A 23,757-nucleotide genomic window follows, 5' to 3' on the forward strand; every position below is an offset into this window, starting at 1 on the left:
CGCTACCTCGCGGTCCGGAAGCTCCTCAAGAACCGGAGCAGGTCGCTCCGCAGGTCGAAGCGGAGCAGCGCCTCGCCGATGACGGCGCCCCCCTCGCCGACGAGGACACCGGGCAGGACGGTCATGGACGCGAGGAGGTCGCGGGGGCGCACGGTCTTGCGGCCGGCGAACGCGCAGCGGCGCCCGTCGTTCGCAGTGAACTCGAAGGAGTAGGGCAGGGTGCCGGTGCGCGCGAGGTCGAGCCCGAGCCGCCCGGTCAGGTAGCGGTGGTCGGCGAACCCCTCGGCGTCGATCTCGCCCTCGATCTCGACCTCGGGCTTGCGCAGGAAGGCGAGCAGGCCGCGCGAGCGCGCGCGGATCGTGAACGACATGGGCCGCTCGTCGGCGGGGGACTCGACCAGGTGGAAGCTCCCGGCCATGGTCTCGCAGAACTCGAAGCCGCGCATCACGCCCCCGCCCATCACGCCTCCGGGGGCGCGCCGCGGGGCGGCGCCGGCAGCGGCGGGCCGGCCGTCGCCTCCGTGAAGTCCTCCGGCGGGAGCACGAGCCGCTCGACGCGGCCGCCCGACGCGAGGGCGTCGACGATCTCCGGGATGTCCGCGGGGGTCACGCGCCCGTAGAAGTAGCCGTCCGGCTCGACGGCGATGACCGGGCCCGCCCAGCAGACGTCGAGGCAGCTCGCGGTGCAGGCGCGCGCCTCGACCTTCGCGAGGCCGCGCTCGGCGAGGGCGATCTTGAGCTGGGCGTGGATGCCCTCGGCGCCGCGCTGGGCGCAGGAGCCCTTGGGGACCCCGTCCGGGCGGCGGTTGACGCAGACGAAGAGGTAGCGTTTTCGCTGGGGCACGGGGCGGATCCTCGTGCGCCTGCGGCGCCAGGTCAAGCTGGGCGGGGGCGGCGGCGGCGCAGCGCCAGGTTCACGATCCCGATCGGCGCCACGACGAGCGCGACAGCGAGCCCCACGACGGCCACGGCGAGGCCCGCGAGGCTCGCGAGCGCGAGCCAGAGCGCGTCGATCGCCGCCGGGCTGGAAGAAGGTGAGTCGACGCGCATCTCCCGGCGGAGCTCGCCCACCGTGCGGTCGAGCAGCGCCTCAAAGGGGCGGCCATACAGGCTCTCGCTGCGGCGGCCGCGGAGGAAAGCGCGGACCGTCCGGCGCGGGGCCGAGAGCAGCCCCGCGAAGAGGCCGCCCAGGTTGAGCTGCCACGCCGCGGCGAAGTCCTTGCAACCGGCGCCGAGCTCCCAGGCCGAGATCTCGAACTCGCCGATCGTGCTCGTGTCGTAGCCCGTCAGCACGTGGTGCAGGTCGTGGTAGCGGACGGCGCGCACGCGCGCCCGCGTGTTCGGGAACGGAACGGGGAGCGGACCGAGCTTGAAGTCCACCCACGCGTCCCCGTACCCGCCGTCCGCGCCGAAGCGGTTCACGTCGAAGTAGATCGCCCGCGCCGACCGCATCGTGAGGCCTTCGTCGTAATGCACCAGAGCCATGGCACCACCCTCGTTCAATGACTTCAGTCAGTGACCATGGTCATTCTTTGGGCTCGCTCTGTCAAGGAGGGCGCCCGACTTGACTTGGAACTATCGGCGTCGGCAGATTGCCCGGAGATGAGCAAGGTCAGTACACGCGCGACAAAACGCCGGAAGGGGGCCGCCGCGCCGGTCGAGCCGGCCGCGGCGGCCGCGCCGGCGCCGGAGCGCGGCGGGCGCGCCGCGCAGAAGCTCGACACCCGCCGCCGGATCCGCGACGCCGCGTGGGCGCTCTTCACGGAGCTCGGGTACGACGAGACGACGACCAAGGCGGTGGCGGAGCGCGCGGAGGTCGCGACGGGGACGGTGTTCGTGCACGCGCGCGACAAGGGCGACCTGCTGATGATGGTGATGCACGACCGGCTCGCGGCCGCGGTCGACGCGGCGTTCGAGGCGCTGCCGCGCAAGGAGCCCCTGCTCCCGCAGCTGCTCCACGTCTTCGGGGAGCTGTTCGCGATGTACGGCGAGCAGCCGGTCGTGTCGCGGGCGTTCGTGAAGGCCTTTCCCGGCGCGTCGGGCCCGAACGGGGAGCGGCTGAACGCCCTCACGTTCGCGTTCCTGCACCGCATCGCGGGCCTCGTGCGCGACGCCCAGGCGCGCGGCGAGGTCGCGGGCGACATCGACCCGCTCGCCGCGGCGCACAACATCTTCGCCCTCTATTTCGCGGCGCTCCTGTCGTGGCTGAGCGGCTTCGTGACGCTCGGGGCGGCGCTGGATCCGGGGCTGAAGAGCGCCCTCGCCCTCCACTACCGGGGGCTCCGGGCCTGAGACGCGCGTCAGCGCGCCCCGTGAAGCGCGTCAGCGCGCCGCGTGATCCGGAGGACCGGCGCGGAGCGCGGCGAGCACCTCGGCGTGGGCGCGCGGGTCGCCGGCGGCGACCACGTCTCCGGCGCTCGCGGCGTCGAGGGGGCGACCCTCCCAGTCGGTCATGATCCCGCCGGCGCCGGTGATCACGGGGACGAGCGCCGCGAAGTCGTGGAGCTTGAGGCCGTGCTCGACGACGACGTCGACGCAGCCGCTCGCCACGAGGCCGTACTGGTAGCAGTCGCCGCCGTAGCTCAGGAGCTTGGCCCGGGCCGCGACCGCCGCGAAGGCGCGGCCCGCCGCCGGCGGGAAGTACTGCGGGCCCGTCGTGGAGAGGCGCGCCAGGGAGAGCCCCGCGCAGGCGCGGACGCGCGCGAGCTCGCCGTTGAACAGCGTCTGCCGGCCCGCCGCGCCGAGCCAGCGATCGCCGAGGACGGGCTGATCGATGACGCCGAGCACGGGCCGGCCCTGGTGCAGCAGGGCGATGAGCGTGCCGAAGAGCGGCTTGCCCGTGATGAACGCCTTCGTCCCGTCGATGGGGTCGAGCACCCACACGAGCTCGGCCCCCTCGTTCTCGCGGCCAAGCTCCTCTCCCACGATCCCGTGGCCTGGCGCGGCCGCGGCGAGGAGCTCGCGGATCGCCGCCTCGGCCTCGCGGTCCGCGACCGTCACCGGGCTCGCGTCCTCCTTGTCGTCGGCCTCGACGCCCTTGCGGAAATAGCGCCGGATCACCGCGCCGCTCGCGTCCGCCAGCCGCTGGGCCAGATCGACAAGGTCCTGGGTAGGGGTCATCGCCTGCGTCCTCCTCGAGGTCCCCACGAGGCGAACCCCAGGGCGCGATCCAGTACGCGCTGCGCGCGCGCACCGCAACGGGCCCGGCGCGACGCTCAGGCCCGTCGCGCAGGCGCGCCCGCGCCCGGGCGCGTCGACGGCGGCCGGGCGCGCGGCGCCGGCGAGCCCGCCGACAGGCACGCTCGGAGGTACGACCCCAGGGTCTCGGCGCCCCGGGCGCCCTCGGGGTGGTACTCGGCGAGGACCGGTCCGTTGTGCGGCATGTCCCGCAGCACGTCGAGCGTGACGTCGACGCCCGCCGCGCGGGCGCGCCGCGCGAGCTCCACGCCCTCGTCATGGAGGCGCTCGGCGTCGCCGACCTGGATGAAGAGCGGCGCCAGGCCGTCGAGGCGCGCGTGCAGGGGCGACAGCCGGGGGTCGTCGAGCGCGATCGAACCCGCGACATCGCGCGCCTGGCGCGCCAGGCCGTCCCTCGTGCCGTAATCGGTCGGGTCGTTCGCGCGCGTCGAGGCGCTGGTCGCGGCGAGGTCGAGCCAGGGAGAGATGAGCGCGGCGCAGCCCGCCTGCGCGCCCCGGTCGCGCAGCGCGAGCTGGGTGACGAGCGCGAGGTTGCCGCCGGCAGAGTCGCCCGCGAGCGCGATCTCGCCCGGCGCGTGGCCCCGCTCGACCAGCCCGTCGAAGGCGGCGAGCGCGTCCTCGAGCTGGGCGGGGTAGGGGTGCTCCGGCGCCAGGCGGTAGTCGATCCCCACGACGCGCGCGCCGCTCGCCAGCGCGAGCCGCGCCATGATGTCCGCGTGGGTCCTCGTGGAGCCGTACAGGTACGAGCCGCCGTGGAAGTAGAGGACGACGCCTCGCTCCATCGCGCCCGGGGGCTCGAACCAGACGGCGGGGACGCCCTTCAGGGAATCGCTCGTCCGCTGGACGCGCCGGACGGCCTTGTCGGGAACCCGGCGCGCGTCGAGCTCGGCCCGGACCCTGGGATAGGGCCAGTCGAGCATGTCGGTGAAGTCGCGGCGGAGGAACCGGACGATCCACTCGAAGCCAAAGCCCCAGCTCGGGCGAGCAGGCCCGCGGCGGGCGCGCTCGACGGCCGTCTCCACGAGTGCGAGACCGAACATCTTCATGAGGCGCAGCATCATGGCGACGAACGTAGCCCGCGCCCCCGGCGGCCGGACGCGCCAGATCGAGTCAGCCGCGCTTCCGCGGGTCGCCCCGGAGGATGGGATAGGCCATCAAGAGGCTCAGCCACACCACCAGGAACTTGGGGTCGGCCAGCGTCTCGAACGGGATCTCGAACCGCTCGTTCTGGGGCTCCGCCTTGCGCTGCTGCCCCTGCGCTACCGCGGGGCTCACGACCTCGGGCAGCCGCCTCCCGCCGCTCTCGACGCTCGTGCCGCCCGTCACGGGCAGCTGCGGCATCATCGTGCCGTCCGCGATCGCCTGCTCCTCGGGCGTCCGCCGGTTCGAGAGATCCGGGTCGACGAGCACCGCCACCGGCTCGAGCTCCTCGGGACCCCGGGCGCCGGGAGGCGCCTCGGCCGCGGCCCGCGCGACCTCCTCGGGGCGATCCACCGGGACATAGCGCGGCGCGACCTCGCCCGGCCTCCGCTCGCGGAGCTCGACCGTCACCCGCGTCGGGATGTACAGGCGCCGCACCTCCTCGACCGTGACCACGGTGTCCTTGGCAGACGCGGGCGACCCGCCGGCGAGCTCGGGCACCTTCGCGCGCGCGGCGTCGATCGCCGCCTGCTCCGCGTCGATCGCGGCCTTGCAGCTCGGGAGGGACGGATCGAAGTCGAGGCCGACGGCGCTGAATCCCCCCTTGGTCAGCTCCGGCTTCGTCGTGCACTCCTGGAGCACGCGCTCCGCGACGGCGTCGTCCTCGCGGTGCAGCAGCGCGAGCGCGATCTCCTTCCGATCGTCGATGCCGTTCGCGATCTCCGGCCGGGCGACATAGCGGTACCGCACGCGGAGCGCGAGGTCGCGCCGCCCCGACGCCCCGTCGACGACCGTCACGGCCTCCTTGCTGAAGCTCTCCGCCGTCGCGCCCTGGACCTCGCGCCGGCTCACCATCACCCGGGACCGCCGCAGCCCCGTGAACACCGAGCGCGTCTGCGCCCGCACGCGCTCGAGGATCTTGAAATCACTCGTGTCGGCGGGGACGTAGACATACCCCTCGAACTGGAGCACAGCGGGCAGACGCTTCACGTCGTCGGCCGCCGCCTTGCTCCCGTTGCCGCACCCCGCGAGCGCCAGCATCCCGATTACCGGGAGAAGACGGACTACTGCACGGAGAAGTGCTACCACAACAGATTTCCCCGACGGCGTGGGTGCAACCTCGGTGAATCTAGCGCCGCCGCCCTTCTGAAGAAACCCTTACCCTCCGGAAAAGCCGAGCACGGATGCGGGGATCGAGGACAGCGACCTCGACGTCACGAGCCAGGCGTGCAGCGTTCGATCTCGGCAGAGGCTCGGCGGAGGCTCGGCAGAGGCTCGGCGGGGGCTCGGCGCAGGGGGCGACCTGTGACCGGTACGCCGAGCCCCCACCCTGGCCAGGAGCGCCGTGACGGGGGCCCCCCGAGCAGGGCAGGGCCCAACGGCGCGGTAGGGGAAGCGCCCGCTGCGCGTCAGGGGATTGCCCTTTCGAAAATCGGATCCATTTGGTCGCCGAGATGAATACGGAAAGCCAGAACCCCGAAACCAGCGGCGCCACGCCCTCTGCCGAGCCCTCGGTCGCGGAGGCGGGCGGCCAGCCGCCCGCGCCGTCCACCTCCGACGAGACCAGGGCGGCGGGCGCCGTCGAGCTCCCCTTCCAGGCCGAGGTGCAGCAGGTCCTCGCGCTCGTCATCAACTCGCTCTACGCGAACCAGGAGGTCTTCCTCCGCGAGCTCATCTCGAACGCGTCGGACGCGCTCGACAAGGCGCGCTTCCTCGCTCTCACGCGCGAGGGCGTCGCCGAGCAGTCGGGCGAGCCCGCGATCCTCATCACGCTCGACGACGCGGCGCGGACCCTCACCATCGAGGACAACGGCATCGGGATGACGCGGGACGAGGTGGTGCAGAACCTCGGCACGATCGCGCGCTCGGGGTCGCTGGAGTTCCTGAAGGCCAATGCGGAGGCCGCGAAGCAGAAGAAGGACGGCGGCAAGCTCCAGCTCATCGGCCAGTTCGGCGTCGGCTTCTACGCCGCGTTCATGGTCGCCTCGCGCGTCGACGTGCAGACCCGCTCGATGCTGCCGGGCGCCGAGCCCGTCCTGTGGCGGTCGTCCGGCGCGGGCTCGTTCACCGTCGCCACGGGCGATCGCGAGCACCCCGGCACGAAGATCGTCCTCCACCTCAAGGAGGACGCGAGCGGGTACACGAACGCCTGGCGCATCAAGGAGATCATCCGCAAGTACTCCGACTTCGTTCACTTCCCCATCAAGGTGAACGACGAGGTCGCGAACCGCTCGGCCGCGCTCTGGACGCTGCCCAAGTCGCAGATCACCGAGGAGCAGCACGCCGAGTTCTTCCAGCACGTGACCGGCGGCTACGAGGGGGACAAGCCGCTGCTCACGGTGCACCTGTCGATCGACGCGCCCGTGCAGTTCCACGCCCTGCTCTACGTGCCCGAGAAGGTGCCGGACGACATGTTCCGGAAGGAGCGCGGGGGCGTTCGCCTTTACGCGAAGCGGGTCCTCATCGTCGAGGACTGCGACAAGCTGACGCCGATGCACCTGCGCTTCGTGCGCGGCGTCGTCGACTCCGAGGACCTGTCGCTGAACGTCTCGCGCGAGATGCTCCAGGAGAACCGCACGCTCTCCCAGATCGAGCAGCAGATCGTCAAGCAGGTGCTCAAGTCGCTGAAGGACCTCTCCGAGTCGGATCCCGAGCGCTACGCGGCCTTCTGGAAGGAGTTCGGCCGGTTCATCAAGGAAGGCGCCGTCAACGACTGGAAGAACAAGGACGCGATCGTCGAGCTCTGCCGGTTCGAGTCGATGAGCACGGAGGCCGGCAAGGTCATCTCGCTCCGCGAGTACGTGGAGAAGATGCCGGAGGGGCAGAAGGAGATCTACTACGTGACGGGGCTCGGCCGCCGCGCTGTCGAGCAGAGCCCGCACCTCGAGGCGTTCCGGAAGCGCGGCTATGACGTGCTGTTCCTCATCGATCCGGTCGACGAGTGGCTGGTGAAGGTGGTGAACGAGTTCGACAAGCGCCGGCTGAAGAGCGTGACGCACGGCGACGTCGACCTCGGCCCCGAGCCGGAGAAGAAGGACCAGCCGGAGGCGTCGGTCGACGCGGCCGTGGCGGCGGTCAAGGCGGCGCTGGGCGACCGGGTAAAGGACGTGCGCGTGTCGCGGCGCCTGACCGACAGCGCGAGCTGCCTCGTCGCCGCCGAGGGCGACCCAGGGGCGAACTTCGAGCGGATCATGAAGAGCATCAACCAGAGCACCGAGGAGTCCAAGCGGATCCTGGAGCTCAACCCGAGCCACCCGGTGGTGAAGAACCTCGACATCCTGGCGGGGCGCGAGCCCGGCTCGGAGCGGGTGAAGCAGTGGTCCGAGCTGCTCCTCGATCAGGCGCTCCTCGTCGAGGGCGTGGTGCAGGAGCCGGCGCAGCTCGTCCGGCGCATCCAGGACCTGCTCGCGCAGGTGAGCACGGCGGCGGTCGGCAACCAGCCCTGACGAGCGGCGCTCCGGCGGTTTCTTGGCCCTGAGCGGGGGCGCGTAGTACCGGCGCGGGGGTGACATCCGACGAGGTCGCCAGGCCGTCCCGCTGCGCAGCGCCCGCGCTCGGCCGTCGGGCCTTCCTCAGGGCGCTCGGCGTGGCGGGCGGCGTCGTGGCCGCGCCGGGGCTCTGGGACCCGGCGCCGGCGCTCGCCAGGGCGGACTCGAAGGTGAAGGAGGTCGAGACCTCCGACATCGGCGTGACGCTGAAGCTGGAGCTCACGCAGGCGCCCTTTCCCTGCGAAGCGGCCCCGTCCCCGTACCGGGACGCGACCGTGATGGTCTTCGTGCCGGCCCACTACCGCGCGCCGGAGGGCGACGAGCTCGACCTCGTGGTGCACTTCCACGGCCACGTCACGACCGCGGAGCGGGCGATCAAGGCGCACAAGCTCCGCGAGCAGCTCCACGAGAGCAAGCAGAACGCGGTGCTCGTCGTGCCGCAGGGGGCGGTGAACGCGGCCGAGTCGCCGCCGGGCAAGCTCGGGCAACAGGGCGGCCTCCGGCGGCTCTGCGGCGAGCTCGCGTCGGCGCTCGACACCCCCTCGGCGCGGCGGGCGCTCGGCGACTGCGCCGTCCCGCGGCAGGCGAAGCTCGGGAGGCTCTGCCTGTCGGCGCACTCGGGCGGGTACCGCGTCGCGGCCGCGTGCCTCCGCCTCGGCGGCTGCGAGGTGAACGAGGTGTACCTGTTCGACGCGCTGTACGGGGAGGTCGACGCGTTCCGCGACTGGGTGCTCGAGCGGAAGGGGCAGTCGGGGCGCGACAGGCACAAGCTGATCAGCCACTTCGTCGCGGGCGACGTGCGGCGGCTGAACCTGGAGCTCGAGCGCGCGCTCGAGGCGCAGGGCGTCGCCTGCCTGCACGAGCGCCGCCCCGGCCAGCTCACGCGCAAGCAGCTGCTGAGCGGCCGCGCGATCTTCATCGAGACCCCGCTCGCGCACAGCGCCGTCACCTTCGAGCAGAACGCGTTCCGCGACTGCCTGTTCGCGTCGGGCCTGCGCCGTCAGCTGCGCTCGAGCTGGTTCGAGAAGAAGGACGAGCCGCGCCAGATCGACGTGCGCTCCCCGTCCTGAGGCAGCGCGCGTGACGCGGCGCCGGCGTCAGTGCCGGAGCGAGACGTCGGCCAGGGCGAGGCGCGCGTCGTTGATGAACGCGCTGTCCGGAAAGCGGCGGATGAACGACCGCAGCGTCGTCTTCGCGTCGTTCCAGGCCTGGATGTCGAGGAGGCACTCGGCCAAGAGGAAGGTCGCGTCATCCATGACCTCGCGGTCGGGCGACGCCTCGGAGAGCGTCATGAGCAGCGGGATCGCGTCGCGCTGCCGGTTCAGCCGGCGGTAGGCGCGCGCCAGGTTGAGGCGGGCCGACGGGGTGTGCGACGCCGTCTCCTTCTGGCGGATCGCGTCCTCGAACGCGACCGCGGCCTCGTGCCAGCGGCCCGTCCGCATGTGATCGAGCCCCGTCTGGTACGACTTGATCGAGAGCTCCGAGCGCGCCTGATCGACCGCGTCCGTGAAGAAGGCGAGCTCGGCCCGGGTGAGCGGCGCCTTCCGCAGCGCCTCGAAGCCCTCGATCACCTCCTGCCGCCGCTCGGCGCGGATGAGCTCGTAGAACGCCGCGGCGTCGCTCTCGGCCTTGGCGCGCGCGTCGCTCCGCTGCTGCATCTCCTTGAGATCGGCCTCGTGCTTCGCGATGCGGTCGCGCGCGCCCTTCGTCTCGGCCTGGACGGCGTCGACGCGCGCGTCCCAGGCGAGCTTGACCACGCCGATCACCACGATGACGAAGAGCAGGTTCGCGCTCGCGCTGTTCCAGAAGGCGCGCCGCTCGTACGCCATCTGGCGCTTGGAGATGCTCTTCAGATCCGCCGCGAGGGCGTTCGTGAGGTTGTTCGTCTTGATGATGAGCCCACGGGATTCCACGATCTCACGCTTGATCTCCCGGAGCTCGTCGTCGAAGTCGTGCATTTTCAGGTCCTGAAACCGCGCCCTGTGCAGGAGGCCGCGCTCGTGCTAAGGGGCCGCGACGCGGACCCCTGAACCGCGCCCCGGAGGCCGCGGACGCGGACTCCCGAGCCGCGCCAGGGGGCCGAGGACGCGGATCCCCGGCCTCGCCGACAGGCCGCCCTTACGCTACCAGGAAGCTCTGCCCATGGACACAAGCGACATCCGAAAAGGCCTCAAGATGATGGTCGACGGCCAGCCCTACTCGGTCATCGACTTCCAGTTCGTCAAGCCGGGAAAGGGGCAGGCGTTCACCCGCGTCAAGATCCGGAACATGGCGACGGGCGCCGTCCTCGAGCGCACGTACAAGTCGGGCGAGAAGCTGGAGCCGGCGGACGTGGAAGAGCGCAGCCTCCAGTACATCTATCCGGAGGGCACCGACTTCGTGTTCATGGATGCGGCGACCGGCGAGCAGCTCACGGTCTCCGGCGACAAGATCGGCGATGACGCCAAGTGGCTCAGCGACGGGATGTCGATCGACGTGACCCTGTTCAACGGGCAGCCGATCGGCGTCAGCATGCCCCCGCACGTGGTGCTCCAGATCGTGAGCAGCGAGCCGGGCGTGAAGGGCGACACGGCGAGCGGCGCCACCAAGCCCGCCACGGTGTCGACCGGCGCGACCGTCAACGTCCCGCTCTTCGTGAAGGAGGGCGAGTGGATCAAGATCGACACGACCGACGGCAAGTACCTGGAGCGCGTCAACAAGGGTTGACGCTCGGCTGACCCTCGGCTGACCCCCCGCGGGACGCGGCAGCGGGCCGCCGGGGGTCACTTCGCCTCGAAGATCACGGCGGCCGCGCCGACGACGCACGCGACGCGGGCTCCGCCGTTGGCCGGCGCGCACGCCGTCGCCTGCGCGAGATCGCCGCCTGACCACAGGCGCGCGGGTCCCGCGGCGGTCGCGACGAGGAGCCCGCCGGCGGCGGGGACCGCGAGCGTGGCGCCGTCGGGCGACCGCGCGGCGCCCTGCGGGGCGGGCGTGGTGAGCGGGAACGACAGCGCGGACGAGGCCGGCGCGGCGGCGCGCAGGTCGATCGAGACGAGCGCGGCGCCGACGGCGATGTCGAAGCCGCCCTCGGACGCGGCGAGCGGGGAGAAGGGCAGCCGCTCGGTCCCGGCGCAGCGCTCGGGTGAGGCCGCGCGGGCGCGGGGGCCCTGGCTGCGGAGCAGCGGGAGCGGGACCTCCATCTCGCCCACGGCGTCTGGGGAGCTGCGGAAGAGCGCGAGCAGCGTGGGCGCGTCGCAGCGCCGCTCGACGGCGACGAGCTGCGCGGGGCCGGCGTGGATGGCCGCGGGCCACGGGGGGATGTCCGTCGCCGACTCGGCGGACGTCGCGGGGTCGACGCGGACGACGCCCTGCGCGGTCCGGACGAGGAGGGCGCCGCTCGCCTCGAACGCGAGCGGGCCGAACGCGCCCGGGCCGGCCGGCTGCGGGGCGGCGGCGGTGCGGTACACGGCGGTGGCGGCCGCCGGCGGCGCGAGCTTCGCGAGGAGCTTGTCCGCGTCCTTGGTGCGGGGCTCGGCGCCGTGGTCGAGCGCCGCGATCGCCGCGAGCGGCGCGCCTCGCGTGGACGCCGCGACCGCCTCGGCGTTGTCGATCGCCGCCGCGAGCCCCGGCTCCCCGCAGCGCACCGGGCCCGCGCCCGTCCAGACGAGGGCCTCGCCGGCGCGGGCGGCGTCGCGGCCGGCGAGCGCGCCGCCGCCCGCGGCGTCGGCGCAGAGGACGGCGTTCAGCCGGCGCAGCCGCTGGGCGGCGGCGGCCACGGCCGGCGCGGTGGCCTTGCCGCGGGCGTCGCGGAGCAGCGACGCGGCGAGGGCGCGCAGCGTCTCGCCGGGCTGCGCGGCGTCGCGCGACAGGCCCGCGGGGCGGTCGAGGAAGATGAGCGGGGCGCGGAGCTCGGAGGCGGCGCCCGCGGGCGCGTGGAAGGGGCGGAGCGCGCCGGAGAGGCCGAGCGTGACGAGGAGGTCGTCGCGGCCGTCCGCGTCGCGGTCGGCGACCTCGAGGGCGGCGGAGAGGGCTTCCTCCGGCGGCGGCGTCCGGAGGCGGAGCTCCAGGGCGAGCTCCGGCGGCGCGCCCGCGCCCGCGGCGGCCCCGGGGAGGCGGATCACGGCGAGCCAGCGCGTGGCGCCCGCGCTGGCGGCGCGGCGGTCGGCGCCGCACTGCGGGGCGAAGTCGAAGACGAGCGCCGACGGGCCGATCTGGCTCAGGGCGACGCGCGGGGTGCACCCCTGCGCGGCGAGGTCGCCGGGGAGCGCGGTGAGCGTGCGCAGCGCCTGCGGCCGCGCGGCGGGCGCGAGCAGGAGCTCGCCGCGCAGGCCGTCGGGCGACCGCGCCCAGACGACGAGGTCGCGCGCGCCGTCGCCGTCGGCGTCGAGGAGGAGCCCGGTCTCGAAGGTGCGCCCGGTCGGCGCGGCGACCACGGCGCCGCCCTCGAGGGGCCACTGCTTGCCGCCCGCCGGCGCCGGGACGCTCGGCACGACCGCGAAGCCGGGCGGGGCGGCGGCGTCCGGGGCGCCGGCCTCGAGGCCGGCGTCCGCCGCGCCGGGGGCGACGCCGCTCAGCGGGGGCGGGGAGCCGGAGGGCGTCGCCGAGCCGAGCGTGTAGGGCGTGTAGGGCTTGGAGCTCGGGCAGCCGTCGCAGCCGGTCGCGGCGAGGAGCGGGAGCAGGGCGCGCAGGAGCTTCGAGGAGGATCGATCGGGCATCGCGGGCGGGCCAGCCGGAGCAGGCGAGGTGCGGCGGGCGGCGCAGGCGTAGCACGAGCAGCGTCACGCCAGCGAGTCGGCGCGCGAGGCGCGGATGGCGCCGGTGCGGTTTTCGGAGTAGCTTGATCGAGGGTAGATGCGCGGGCCGAAACCTCCCAAGGCGATCGAGGGCGAGGACTATTACCTCGAGGGAGGCCGGGTGGTTTTCACAGAGGGGTACCACCTGAAGCGCGGATACTGCTGTAACTCGAAGTGCCGTCACTGTCCTTACCGGGAGAACCCGCCGGCGGAGAGCTCGGTGACGGTGATTGTGCCTCGCCTGAAACTCTCCTGAAGCGCAGCGTGAGCGGCTCGGATCGGGTGTCCGGCGCGCCTGCGGCGTCCCGTCGTCTCCGCATGACCCGACATCGCGGCGGTCGCTGCCGAGACTCGCGCGCCGCCGGTCCGCGGCGATGTGTGCGGAGCCATCCGTGGAGCGGGCGGAGAGCTCGCGCAGCTCATGGAATGTCGGTTGATCCGGATTGCGCGAAGCGTCTAGGATCTCGTGACCCACATTCGCGCAGGAGTTCCTATGCGTCGCAGTCTTCGCCCTCTGCTCTACTCCCTCTTGCTCTCGGTGCCGATCGGCTGCACCGCCGCGTCGAACACCCAGGCGCCGCCGCCGCCGCCGGTCGACGCGGGGCCGACGATCGTGGACACGGACGACGACGGCATCAGCGACGAGGACGAGGGGCGCGACGACGCGATCGACACCGACGGCGACGGCGTACCGGATTTCGAGGACACCGATTCCGACGGCGATGGGCTGCCCGACAAGGTCGAGGGCGCCATCCGGCCCGGGCAAACGGAGATGCCGGACAGCGACGACGACGGGGTGCCTGATTTCCGTGACGAGGACTCCGACGGGAACGGCATTCCGGACGAGGAGGAAGGCGACGACGATGTCGACGGCGACACGTTGCCCGACTACGCGGATCTCGACGACGACGGCGACGGCCTCTCGGACAAGGCGGAGATCGGCCCCGACGCCGACGACCCGATCAACTCCGACGATGACAGGTCGCCTGACTACCGCGACATCGACTCCGATGATGACGGCATCCTGGATCGGTTCGAGCGGGAGCTCGACGCCGACAACGACGGGATCCCGGCGTTCCGCGATCTCGACTCGGACGACGATTGCCGGCCCGACTCCGTCGAGCGGGGTGACGGGGATCCCGATCTGCCGCCCGTCGACAGCGACCTGGACGGCGGGGGCGATTTCTTCGATCTGGACAGCGACAACGACGGGCTGCTCGACCAGCTCGAGGACGTGAATTGCGACGGCGTGCTCGACCCGGGCGAGTCCAGCACCGCCAGCGAGGACACGGACGAGGACGGCGTCAGCGACCTCATCGAGCTCGCCGCCGGCACGAACCCGAACGACGACCTGGATAACCCGCAGGCCAACGGCGACTTCGTGTTCATCGTGCCTTATCGGGACGACCCGACCCCCGCGCAGGACACGCTCGACTTCTCGACCAACATCTCGCAGGCCGACGTGGTGTTCGCGATGGACACCACGGGCTCGATGAGCGGCTCGATCTCGAACCTGCAGCACGCGCTCCAGGAGATGATCGATCAGCTCGCCGAGGAGATCCCGAGCATCGGGATCGGGGTGACCCACTACAAGGACTTCCCGAAGCAGCCGTACGGCGACTCCTCCGATCAGCCCTTCTTCCTGGAGCACCGGGTGATGAGCGTCCTCACGCCGGAAGGGCGGGATTCGGTGCAGAGCGCCGTGGACGACCTCCGGGCCTCGGGCGGCAACGACTCGCCGGAGAGCGGCTGGGAGGCTCTTTATCAGGTCGCCACGGGGCGAGGCACCACCGAGGGGAACTCCGAGGTGCCCGCGTTCGACCCGGTGCACGCGCCGCCGGGCGCGATCCCGGCGGGCGAGTCGGTGGGGACGATCGGCGGCGTCGGCTTCCGCACCGGCTCGCTGCCCATCGTGGTGATGATCACCGACGTGCCGAGCCATAACGGGACGATCCCGGGGAACAACTACTCGGGGCTGTCGTCGCCGAGCCACACGCAAGCGCTGAACGCGGTGACCGGCCTGGGCGGCCGCCTCATCGGCATGGTGACGGACCTCGAGGATGGGAGCGAGGCCAAGGCCGATCTCACGGCCGGCGCGCTGGCGACCGGCTCGGTTGTCCCGCCGACGGCATGGGGGCCGGAGGGCATGCGCCCGCCGCGGTGCGCGGTCGGCCAGTGCTGCACCGGCGAGAACGGCAGGGGCGTGACGGCGACCAACGGCAAGTGCCCGCTCGTGTTCCTCGTCGCCAGCAGCGGCGCCGGCCTGAACCTGGCTGTCGTGCAGGCGATCAAGGTGCTCACGACCTACGTCACGCTCGACATCTCGGCGGCGGCGGAGGACAACGAGAGCGACGCGATCGACGCCGTGAGCGCCTTCGTCGACAAGATCATCGCGAACAACCTGGCGCCGGAGCCCTGCACCTCCGGGCTCAGGGTCATCGACAAGAACCTCGACGCCGTGGCGGACACCTTCACCAACGTCTTCCCGGGGCCCACGGTCTGCTTCGACGTGATCCCGAAGATCAACGTCTCGGTGCCTCCGACGACCGAGCCTCAGGTGTTCACGGCGAACATCGTGGTCACCGGCGACAGCGTGACCACGCTCAGCACCCGCAAGGTGTTCTTCCTCGTCCCGCCGGAGATCCCGGAACCCCCGATCGACTGACGAGCGGCCGGAGCCCAGGAGCCGCCGTGGGGCCTCGCCCCGGCGGCTCGCTGGAGGACCGGCGAGCCTCGCTTTCGGCTAAGGAACGCTCATGGGTGAAGGCCTGGCCAGCGAGGGCGCCGGGGCGCCGGGGCAGGCGCGCGGCGCGGCGCTCTGGGAGCTCGCGCGCCTCTTTCTGCGGCTGGGCGCCACGGCCTTCGGCGGCCCGGCGGCGCACGTGGCGATGATGGAGGACGAGGTGGTCCGCCGTCGCGGGTGGATGACGCGCGAGGACTTCCTCGATCTCTACGGCGCGACGAACCTGATCCCGGGGCCCAGCTCGACCGAGCTCGCGATCCACATCGGGCACCGCCGGGCCGGCTGGGCAGGGCTGCTCGTGGCTGGCGGCTGCTTCATCGTCCCGGCGGCGCTGATCACGCTCGGGTTTGCGTGGGGCTATGTCCGGTTCGGCGCCGTGCCGGAGATGTCAGCGCTCCTTTACGGGGTGAAGCCGGTGATCATCGCGGTGGTGGTCCAGGCGCTCTGGGGGCTCGGCCGCACCGGCTTGCGCTCGAAGCTCGCGCTCGGCCTCTCGGCGCTCTGCGCGGCCGCGAGCCTGCTCGGCGTCCACGAGCTCGCGGTCCTGGCCGGCGCTGGCGCGCTCGCCGTCGCGCACCGGCTGGCGGCGGCGCGCCCTGGGGGGCCCTCTCCTGGCGCGGCGGCCGTCGCCGTCCCGCTCGCCGGCGGCGCCGCGGCGGCTGCCGCGGCGGGCGTGCCGTTCGGCCTCCTGCCGCTGTTCCTGTTCTTCGTCAAGGTCGGCTCGGTCCTCTTCGGGAGCGGCTATGTGCTCCTCGCGTTCCTCCGCGCCGACCTCGTCGAGCGGTATCGATGGATGACGGAGGCGCAGCTGCTCGACGCGGTGGCGGTCGGCCAGGTGACGCCCGGCCCTGTCTTCACGACGGCGACGTTCATCGGCTATCTGCTGGGCCGCCTCCCGGGCGCTGCGGTCGCCACGGTGGGGATCTTCCTCCCGGCGTTCTTCTTCGTCGCCCTGAGCGGCCCGCTGATCCCCCGCGTCCGCCGCTCCGTCGTCGCCTCGGCCTTCCTCGACGGCGTGAACGCGGCGTCGCTCGCGCTGATGGCCGTCGTCTCCTACCGCCTCGCCCGGGCGGCGCTGGTCGACTGGCTCACCGTCGCTCTGGCCATCATGGCAACGCTCCTGCTCGTCCGTTACCGCGTGAGCTCGCTCTGGCTCATCCTGGCCGGGGCCGCCATCGGCGTCATGTCAGTTCACCTCTGAGTCGAGCCGTCGGAATCGCGCCCGCTACCTGGCAGGCGACCGCACGGAAGACGGCTCGTCCGCCGCCACCAGCTCCGACCCGGCCCCGATGTAGAACGCGTTTCCCCGCCAGGCGACCCGCCGGTTCGAGTAGGCGTTCAGCCAGCAGAAGAACCAGCACAGCGTGCGGAGCGGCTCCGCGATCACGAGCAACACGTTGGAGCGCGCCGGCCGCAGCGCCCTCAAGGCCAGGAAGGTCCCCAGGCTCTGCAGCGTCCAGGCGAACAGCCAGACCTCCAGCGCGAGGCGCGTCGGGCTGAGCAGCAGCGTCAGCCAGGCGATGAGCAGCGGCGAGTTGAACGGCTCCACCGCGAAGCAGCGGGGGACCAGCGCGCGCCGCATCTTCGCCCAGCGGGTGTGCCGATCCAGCGTCCGCATGAGCGAGCAGCTCGTGTTGCGGTTCTCGATCGGATCCAGGCAGAGATCGACCACGAACCCGCACGCGCTGAAGCGCTGCCCGAGCATGTCGTCCTCCGCCAGCACGCTGGCCACGCTCTCGAATCCTCCCACCCGCTCCAGGTCGATCCGCCGCATCGCCATCGATTTGCCCACGCTGATCGACCGCCCCGCGAGCTCGGCCGCGGCGACGACCCCGGGCGCGATGAACGACCCGAGCTGCGCGTTCTCGACCACCGCGCCGAGCGTGCGCTCCCCCGTGCCCACGACCACGCTCGAGACGAGCCCCACGCCGGGCCGCATCAAGATCGACAGCAGGGAACGGAGGTAGTCCGGGCGGACACGCACGTTGGCGTCCGAGATGACGAAGACGCTGCCCTCCGCCCTGCGCGCGAGCTCGAGGAGCTGCGCCACCTTCGGATTCAGCGCCTCGCCCGGATCCGTCAAGCACAGCCGCGCTCTCACCCCGGGGTGCGCCGCGATGAAGGCCTGGATCACCGGCACAGCCGGGTCCTCGTGCGAGGCGACGCCGAAGACGAGCTCGTAACAGGGATAATCGAGGTGGGCGAACGATTCCAGGTTGCTGGCGAGCTCGTCATCGACGCCCGCCACGGGCTTGAGGATGCTGACGACCGGGGTCGCGCCGAGCGGGCTCGGCTCGCCCCGCGGCGCCTTCAGGCGATGCCGCGTGAACCTCCAGTGGAAGGAGGCCTGAAGCGTCCCGTAGATGATGGATGAAAGCGCCGCCGGCGCGACCGTCGCCAGATCTCCCCAATCCATGGATGGCGATGGTGACGGAGACGCGTGGCGTCCCGATGGCCGGACCGCAAACCCAGCGCTGCCTTTCCGCAACCGAGGCGTGACAGGCTTCATCGCGCCTCGAGGCCCTCGGGCAGAGACTCCTTGCTGTGCTCGTCGAGGTTTTCTCGTGTCGCCGCCCTTCACCGGGCGATCCGTCACCGACACACGCGCGCCGATCCTGCCGAGCAGGTCCGGCAGCAGGGCGGAGCGCATCAGCCCATGCGGCCGATCAGCTCCCGCGTGATGTTCTTCTGGTGCGACTCGAGCGTGCCGCCGCCGATCTCGAGCAGCTTGGCGTCCCGGAAGAACCGCTCCACCTTGTACTCGGTGCAGTAACCCCAGCCGCCGAGCACCTGCATGGCGTTGTCGGCCACCTCCTTGCCGACGGGCGCCGCGAAGAGCTTGGCCGCGTCGGTCCCGAGCCGGTTGCGCCGCTCGGGGCTGACGTTGCGCGCCACCGAGTAGATGAGGGCGCGCGCCGCCTCGGTCTTGGCGTAGCTCTCCGCGATGTAGCGCTGGATCTGCCCGTGCTCGGCGATCGGCTTGCCGAAGCTCCGCCGCTCTCCGGCGTACTGGATCATGATGTCCATACAGCGATCCGCGATCCCGAGGCTCATGGCGGCCAGGGTGAGGCGCTCCAGCTCCAGGTTCCTCATCATGTTGCGGATCCCGCCCCCCTCCTGGCCGAGGACGTTCCGGGCGGGCACGACGCAATCGTCGAAGATGAGCTCGCTCATCGTGCTTCCCCGCATTCCCATCTTCGGCGTCTTCTCGTCGGTCGAGAACCCGGGGAACCCCCGCTCCACCACGAAGGTCGTGACCCTGCCCTCGATGGTCGCATAGACAAGGAAGATCCTGGCCTCAGGGGCGTTGGTGATGAGCGCCTTGCGCCCTTTCAGGATGTAGCTGTCCCCGTCGCGCCGGGCGAACGTCTTCATGCCGAGCACGTCTGTCCCGCTCGTGGGCTCGGTCATGCCCATCGCGCCGATCCACTCGCCGGAGAGCACCTTCGGCAGGTAGCGCGCGCGTTGCTCGTCGTTGCCGGCGTGGAAGAAGTTGTTCACGAACAGCATCGCGTGCGCGAGATACGCGAGGGTGAACCCGGGATCGCTCTTCGCGAGCTCGTGGTGAACGATCACGGCGGCGAGCGCGTCCATGCCCGCGCCCCCGTACTCCGAGGGGACGGTCACGCCGAGGAGGCCGAGCTCGCCCAGCCGCTGCATCAAGGGGACGTTGAGGGTGGCGGTCCGGTCGTGCTCGTCGGCTTGCGGCTCGACGACCTCGCGGGCGAAATCGCGCACCATTTGCCGCAGCATCCGGTGCTCTTCCGTCGGGTTCTCCAGGTCGCTTTCCATGGCGGAGGATGACACGCTCATCACTGCCCAACGTAGCACGCGGACGCGCGCGCCCGCGACGACGTGGCATGCGATTCGCTTCGTTCTTGCGTGAACGCTCTCGAAAGGGGACGCATGAACCGCTGGATCGATGTCGCGCTCTGGAGCGTGGTGCTAGCGACGCTGCTGATGTGGCTGTTCGCCGCCTTCGGTGTGCTGCCCGCTGCCCGCTGGACCGACGTGCTCCTCGTCCTCTCCGCTGCCCTCGCCATCACCGGCCTGGTCCGGCAGCAGCCCGGGCGGCCGCGGCGCTGAGCCGGCGGGCGCGTCCGGCGACGACGAATCGATGTCTGGCGCCGTAACTGGCGCCGCCGGCGCGGGCCCGTCCTGGCAGCAGCGGACGCCGGTCGAGTAGTCGAGGTAGCTCCTCGGGTGGGCCGTGACGAGCGCCTCGCAGCCCGCGCGGGTGGAGCGCGAGTAGAAGCCGCCGGCGAACGCGCCGCCCGGCTCGTTCACCCACTCATCCAGGTTGCCCACGAGGTCGTGAACCGCGTCGCTGCCCCAGCGGCTCCTGCACCGGGGGCTCCCGCCCGTCTCCCGGAGCAGGGGCTCTCCGGCGACGCGCACGCGGTTCAGCCGGGGATCCAGGTGGCCAATCGACGCGTTGCCGTGGAGCTGGGCCGCCGGGTGCCCGGCCCGGAAGACATTGCACGCGCCCTCCTCGAACGTGTCGCCGTACGGATACAGCGTGTCGTCCTCGCCGCGACACGCGGTGACGAACTCCTCGACCGAGCACAGCCGCTTGCCGGCCGCGGCGCAGGCGCTCTCGGCGACGAGGCCGGTCACGTAGCCGCTCGGCCGCACCCCGGGCCGGGAGCGCGCCAGGGCGGCGATCGCCCGCCCGCGCTGCCAGCCGGGGAGCAGCGGCAGCGGGAAGGCGCGCGCGTGGACGTCGCCGGTCCGTCGCCGTCCGGTCGACCACTCGGCGAGCGTGAGCTCGAGGAGGTTCGGGGTCGACGGGTAGTCGGGCGACAGCGCCTTTCCGGTGGCGCCGTCGACGAGCATCGCCTCGAAGCGATCGATGCAGAAGCGGCCGCCTTCGACGGCGACCATGTCCGAGGGGCACGCGGGCGCGCCCGCCAGCGCGGGGGCGACCGCCTCCGCGGGCGCCGCCGCGGCCGGGCGCACCGCCGCGACCGCGCTCGCGGGCAGCGCCGGGCGCGCGACGCCGGCCTCGGCCTGCGCGTCGAGGCCGCTCACCGCGCTGCCGAACCACCGCAGGCTGCCGTCGGCGGCCCAGACGGCGTCGCCCACCGTGCAGGCGCCGGGCGCCGCGAGCTCCGGGACGGTCACGAAGGCCCCGGGCGCGGGGGCCGGGACGGCGCGCCGCGCGGGCTGCCCGTCGACGCAGAGCGCGCCGGTGTCGTCCGCCGGCCACGGCCGCGACGCGAGCTCCGCGCCGTCGTCGTCGAGCCAGATGACGTGGCGCCGGCCCGCGTCGCTGAGCAGCGCGCCGCCCTCGGGCAGGGCGACGAGCCGCACCGCGAGGTCGCCCTCGGCGAGCGGCAGCGAGGTCTCGCGCACCGCCCCGGGCCGGCCGAGCGCGTCGATCGAGAGCGCGACGACCCTGCCGGGATCCCCGGCGCTCACGCCGGCGACGATGGCCCCGCCGCCGCGGCGCTCGCACGCGTCGAACCCCGCGCGCACCGGCGACGCGAACGCGACGGCGGGCGGCGTCCCTGCCGCAGCGCCGGCGCCGGGCGCCGCCGGCGCGGGCGCGCCCGGCCTGGTGAGCGCGCCCGAGGCGTCGATCCCGGTCATCTGGAGCCGACCGCCGAGCACCTCGAGGAAGAGCCCCCGCTCGCGGCCGCCGACGAGCGCCGTGCTGCCTTCGTGCGCGCGCCCCCGCAGCGCGGGCACCGCGAGCGGCCCCGGGAGGAGCCGCACCACGTCGGTCCTCGCGAGCCACCAGGACGCCCCGATTCGCGCGGCGCGCCGCCGGTCCGCTGGGCGCTCCGGCTCGCCGATCGGCGTGCCCGGCGCGCCGCCGCCGGCGTCACCGGCCGTGGCGGCGCCGGGGCCCTCCGGCGCCGCCACCGCGGCGACCTGCCCGCGCGCGTCGATCCGGTAGAGCTGCTCCGCGGCGAAGGCGAGCCCCTCGCCGTCGGCCGCGAGCGCGCCCCACGCGACCCGCGCGCGCCGCGCCGGGAAAGGGTCCGGCTCGCGGCGCGGCGCTCCGTCGGCGCGCGAGGCCGAGAACAGCTCGCCGGAGCTCGTCTGGAAGTACGCGCGATCGCCCGTCCACGCCGCGAGCCCCGGGTCGTACGCCGGCTGCCCCGCGGCGCGCCGGGCGCCGCTCGCGGCGATGCGCTCGAGCGCGGCGATCTCGGCCGGCGCGAGCGGGGTCGCGTCCGCGAGGCGCGCCGGGTCCACGGCGCAGACCGCCCTGGGGGCGGCGCCGGCGGCGAGCCGCTGGAGCGCGGGCGCGACGCGCGCCGCCTGGCAGGCCCCGTTGCGGCCGGTCACGTCGACGACCGCCGAGCCCGCGCTCGCCGTCACGAGGCGCGGATCCACGTGGCCGCGCAGCGCGCCGTACTCGAGATCCCCCTCGACGACGACGGCGCGCCGGCCCGGATCGAGCTTGCCGTCCTCTCCGAGCGAGGCGAAGGCGATCTGCGCGCTCCCGAGCCACGGCGCGCTCGCGTTCTTCGTCGCGGGCTTCGCGCTCGCCGCGTAGTAGAGCAGGTCGATCGCGCCCGGCCTCGCGCCGGCGTCGATCAGCGCCATGCCGTCGAGCGGCGGCCGGAAGCGCAGGCCGGTGGGGGACGACGCGGCGGCGATCCCGTCGGCGGGCGAGAACCAGCGGAGCCGCACCTCGACCTCGGGCAGCGGATCCGGCCGCTTCGGCCGCGGTGCCGGGCGCGCGCTCTTCCTCGGCCGGCCATCGCGCCCGCGGTCTGCGCCGCGCTTGCCGCGCTTCTTCTCGGTCGGCTTCTCGGTCGGCTTGACGCGCGCGCCGTCGGTCTTTCCGGTCCGCTTCGCCGCGGCCGCCTTGCGGGCCGGCCTCGCGGCGGCGCGCTCGCGCGCGGCGCGCTGCGCCGTCGCGGCGGCCTTGTCGCGCTTCGCGGGGTCGGCGAGCTCGAGCTCGAGCAGCGCGACGCGCTCGCCCACGGCCGCCATCGCGTGCGCGCGCGCCTTCGCGCAGGCGCGGGACGCGGCCGACGTCTCGCCGGGCAGGAACGCCGTCGCGCAGAGATCGTCGCCCCGCGAGGTGAGCAGCGTGGTGCCCCCGCCGGCCGAGGAGAGCGCGCCGGCCAGGTCCTCGTCGACGAGCTGGAGCGGCGGCCCGAGCTCGCCTGTCGCCGCGTCGACGCGCCTGACCCAGCCGACCCGATCCGACGAGAGCTTGGAGACGAACAGCACCGCGCGGCCGTCGAGCGAGGGCTCGATGACGAACGGCAGCGGCTCGACCCGCGGCGCGCCGAGCGGCGTGCGCCCGGGTTGCGCCGCACCGCCGGGCGTCGCCGCGGCGGCGTCGACCGTGAGCGACGCCGCCTGGGCCGCGTCCAGCCCGCCGCCGGGGGCGCGCGCCGCCGCGCCGGCAGGCGCGGGCGGCGCCGTCATCGGGCGGCCGGAGCAAGCGCCCGCGCCGCAGGCGAGCGGCACGAGCAGCGCGGAGATCACGGAGAGGGACGATCGGGGACGACGCATTTTCGCACGCGCTGCCCTCCCTCGCGGCGCGGCGGAGGGGGGCGGCGGCCGAGCCTAGCGCAGATGGGCCCGCGATCGGCGCGAGGGCTCACACGCGGCGCGGCGGCGCGCCGGAGCGTGCACCGCGGTGCCGGTATGTACGGGCCCCGATCGTCGTCGTGCCCGCGCCCGCGGGCACGGCGGCTGCAGCCGGTGAGGGCCGAGAAGCTCCAGGAGGCCCCCATGAACGCGTCGATTCACCGCATGCACATAACTCTGGGATCCCTCGCGCTCCTCGCGCTCGCCTCCGGGTGCGGCGGGGAGCGGCGGCCGGCCCAGCCGATCGGCAGGACGCCGACGTTCGAGTCCGAGGTGCCGTACGACATCGAGGAGCAGCCGCCGTCCGGCGCTCCGGGGCGCGCGCCGGCGCCGGGCTCGGGCGAGAGCGAGAGCAGCCCCGCGGAGGAGGGGCAGACGCGCCAGGGCACGGCGGACGACGTGGACGAGCACGAGCTCTGCCGGCAGATCTCGGCGTCCACGAGCGTCAGCGCGGAGGACATCCCGGGCGGCGTGCAGATCGTCATGACGCCGACCCCCGGCGGCAGCGCGACCTCGCTGGAGACGCTCGCCCGCCGGCTCCAAGCGCACCTCGACGCGCTCGAACGGGCGGCGCGAGAGCGGCAGCAGCCCCCGACCGACGTCGTCCCGCGCTGCCGCCTGTTCGACATGGCCCGCGCGGGCGCGCGCGGCCGGGTCGTCGAGGCGGCGGACGGGCTCCGCGTGCTCTTCACCTCCCCCGACACCGCGGGCGTCTCGACCCTGCGCGAGCAGGCGCGCCGGTTCGTGCAGTACGCTCGCGAGGGACAAGTCCGGTAGGGCTGTCCGATCCCGCGGGCGCGCCGCCTGCCGGGCCCGGGCGGAGCAGGTGGCGCTCGACCGGCCGTGGAGCGCG

General features: G+C 73.3%; 19 protein-coding genes. 8 read left to right on the top strand and 11 right to left on the bottom strand.

All coding sequences use genetic code 11. The features are described 5' to 3' along the window. Window positions 1–2: 2 nt before the first annotated feature. Genes WME85_RS53075 through WME85_RS53085 form a run of 3 tightly spaced genes read right to left on the bottom strand, consistent with a single transcriptional unit; the run spans window position 3 to window position 1,485 of the window. On the bottom strand, window positions 3–461 hold the full coding sequence (locus WME85_RS53075) for a hypothetical protein (RefSeq protein WP_437833553.1): 459 nt from the start codon (window positions 459–461) through the stop codon (window positions 3–5). Beyond that, window positions 461–844, bottom strand: coding sequence for a (2Fe-2S) ferredoxin domain-containing protein (locus WME85_RS53080; protein ID WP_437833556.1), 384 nt, complete (start codon window positions 842–844; stop codon window positions 461–463). The genes WME85_RS53075 and WME85_RS53080 overlap by 1 nt, the downstream gene beginning before the upstream one ends. Window positions 845–876: 32 nt before the next feature. Then, window positions 877–1,485, bottom strand: coding sequence for a hypothetical protein (locus WME85_RS53085; RefSeq protein WP_437833557.1), 609 nt, complete (start codon window positions 1,483–1,485; stop codon window positions 877–879). A gap of 117 nt (window positions 1,486–1,602) precedes the next feature. Here WME85_RS53085 and WME85_RS53090 point away from each other — a divergent pair, with 117 nt between their 5' ends. Beyond that, the gene (locus WME85_RS53090) at window positions 1,603–2,292 is read left to right on the top strand and encodes a TetR/AcrR family transcriptional regulator (RefSeq protein ID WP_437833560.1); all 690 of its coding nucleotides are present in this window, start codon (window positions 1,603–1,605) and stop codon (window positions 2,290–2,292) included. 30 nt (window positions 2,293–2,322) lie between these two features. Here the strand turns inward: WME85_RS53090 and hisN are convergent, their stop codons facing one another. From hisN to WME85_RS53105, 3 genes are all read right to left on the bottom strand, one after another. After that, the gene (gene hisN / locus WME85_RS53095; RefSeq protein WP_437833562.1) at window positions 2,323–3,120 is read right to left on the bottom strand and encodes a histidinol-phosphatase; all 798 of its coding nucleotides are present in this window, start codon (window positions 3,118–3,120) and stop codon (window positions 2,323–2,325) included. A gap of 95 nt (window positions 3,121–3,215) precedes the next feature. Beyond that, on the bottom strand, window positions 3,216–4,244 hold the full coding sequence (locus WME85_RS53100) for an alpha/beta hydrolase (RefSeq protein ID WP_437833565.1): 1,029 nt from the start codon (window positions 4,242–4,244) through the stop codon (window positions 3,216–3,218). 64 nt (window positions 4,245–4,308) lie between these two features. Next, a complete protein-coding gene (locus WME85_RS53105) occupies window positions 4,309–5,379 on the bottom strand; it encodes a hypothetical protein (protein ID WP_437833568.1) in 1,071 nt (356 codons plus the stop codon). A gap of 413 nt (window positions 5,380–5,792) precedes the next feature. Here WME85_RS53105 and htpG point away from each other — a divergent pair, with 413 nt between their 5' ends. After that, window positions 5,793–7,784 (top strand): molecular chaperone HtpG, encoded by a 1,992-nt coding sequence (gene htpG, locus WME85_RS53110; RefSeq protein ID WP_437833571.1) that lies wholly within the window; start codon window positions 5,793–5,795, stop codon window positions 7,782–7,784. A gap of 59 nt (window positions 7,785–7,843) precedes the next feature. Beyond that, complete coding sequence (locus WME85_RS53115) at window positions 7,844–8,896, top strand: hypothetical protein (protein WP_437833574.1); 1,053 nt, start codon at window positions 7,844–7,846, stop codon at window positions 8,894–8,896. A gap of 27 nt (window positions 8,897–8,923) precedes the next feature. On the opposite strand, the gene WME85_RS53120 is transcribed toward WME85_RS53115, so the two are convergent. Beyond that, window positions 8,924–9,784: a tetratricopeptide repeat protein gene (locus tag WME85_RS53120; protein ID WP_437306778.1), complete on the bottom strand. Its 861-nt coding sequence runs from the start codon at window positions 9,782–9,784 to the stop codon at window positions 8,924–8,926. A 184-nt stretch (window positions 9,785–9,968) separates the two neighbouring features. Between WME85_RS53120 and efp the strand changes: the two genes are divergently transcribed. Next, window positions 9,969–10,532: an elongation factor P gene (efp, locus tag WME85_RS53125; protein WP_437506746.1), complete on the top strand. Its 564-nt coding sequence runs from the start codon at window positions 9,969–9,971 to the stop codon at window positions 10,530–10,532. Window positions 10,533–10,588: 56 nt separating this feature from the next. Here efp and WME85_RS53130 read toward each other — a convergent pair whose 3' ends face one another. Beyond that, window positions 10,589–12,523, bottom strand: coding sequence for a hypothetical protein (locus WME85_RS53130; RefSeq protein WP_437833577.1), 1,935 nt, complete (start codon window positions 12,521–12,523; stop codon window positions 10,589–10,591). Window positions 12,524–12,659: 136 nt separating this feature from the next. On the opposite strand from WME85_RS53130, the gene WME85_RS53135 reads away from it, so the two are divergent. The 3 genes from WME85_RS53135 to chrA all read left to right on the top strand — a co-directional run bounded on the left by WME85_RS53135 (window position 12,660) and on the right by chrA (window position 16,545). Continuing rightward, on the top strand, window positions 12,660–12,857 hold the full coding sequence (locus WME85_RS53135) for a DUF5522 domain-containing protein (RefSeq protein WP_437833580.1): 198 nt from the start codon (window positions 12,660–12,662) through the stop codon (window positions 12,855–12,857). Window positions 12,858–13,094: 237 nt separating this feature from the next. Beyond that, the gene (locus WME85_RS53140; protein WP_437833583.1) at window positions 13,095–15,266 is read left to right on the top strand and encodes a VWA domain-containing protein; all 2,172 of its coding nucleotides are present in this window, start codon (window positions 13,095–13,097) and stop codon (window positions 15,264–15,266) included. 91 nt (window positions 15,267–15,357) lie between these two features. Next, on the top strand, window positions 15,358–16,545 hold the full coding sequence (gene chrA / locus WME85_RS53145; RefSeq protein ID WP_437833586.1) for a chromate efflux transporter: 1,188 nt from the start codon (window positions 15,358–15,360) through the stop codon (window positions 16,543–16,545). Between the two features lie 24 nt (window positions 16,546–16,569). On the opposite strand, the gene WME85_RS53150 is transcribed toward chrA, so the two are convergent. The 3 genes from WME85_RS53150 to WME85_RS53160 all read right to left on the bottom strand — a co-directional run bounded on the left by WME85_RS53150 (window position 16,570) and on the right by WME85_RS53160 (window position 22,826). Next, window positions 16,570–17,760: a glycosyltransferase gene (locus WME85_RS53150; protein ID WP_437833588.1), complete on the bottom strand. Its 1,191-nt coding sequence runs from the start codon at window positions 17,758–17,760 to the stop codon at window positions 16,570–16,572. Between the two features lie 233 nt (window positions 17,761–17,993). Further along, complete coding sequence (locus tag WME85_RS53155; RefSeq protein WP_437833591.1) at window positions 17,994–19,136, bottom strand: acyl-CoA dehydrogenase family protein; 1,143 nt, start codon at window positions 19,134–19,136, stop codon at window positions 17,994–17,996. Between the two features lie 153 nt (window positions 19,137–19,289). Next, complete coding sequence (locus tag WME85_RS53160; protein ID WP_437833594.1) at window positions 19,290–22,826, bottom strand: hypothetical protein; 3,537 nt, start codon at window positions 22,824–22,826, stop codon at window positions 19,290–19,292. Between the two features lie 243 nt (window positions 22,827–23,069). Here WME85_RS53160 and WME85_RS53165 point away from each other — a divergent pair, with 243 nt between their 5' ends. After that, the gene (locus WME85_RS53165) at window positions 23,070–23,681 is read left to right on the top strand and encodes a hypothetical protein (protein ID WP_437833596.1); all 612 of its coding nucleotides are present in this window, start codon (window positions 23,070–23,072) and stop codon (window positions 23,679–23,681) included. The last annotated feature ends 76 nt before the right edge of the window (window positions 23,682–23,757 follow it).

Origin of the sequence: Sorangium sp. So ce1153, from assembly GCF_051521595.1 — a bacterium.
Taxonomy (GTDB): Bacteria; Myxococcota_A; Polyangia; order Polyangiales; family Polyangiaceae; genus Sorangium.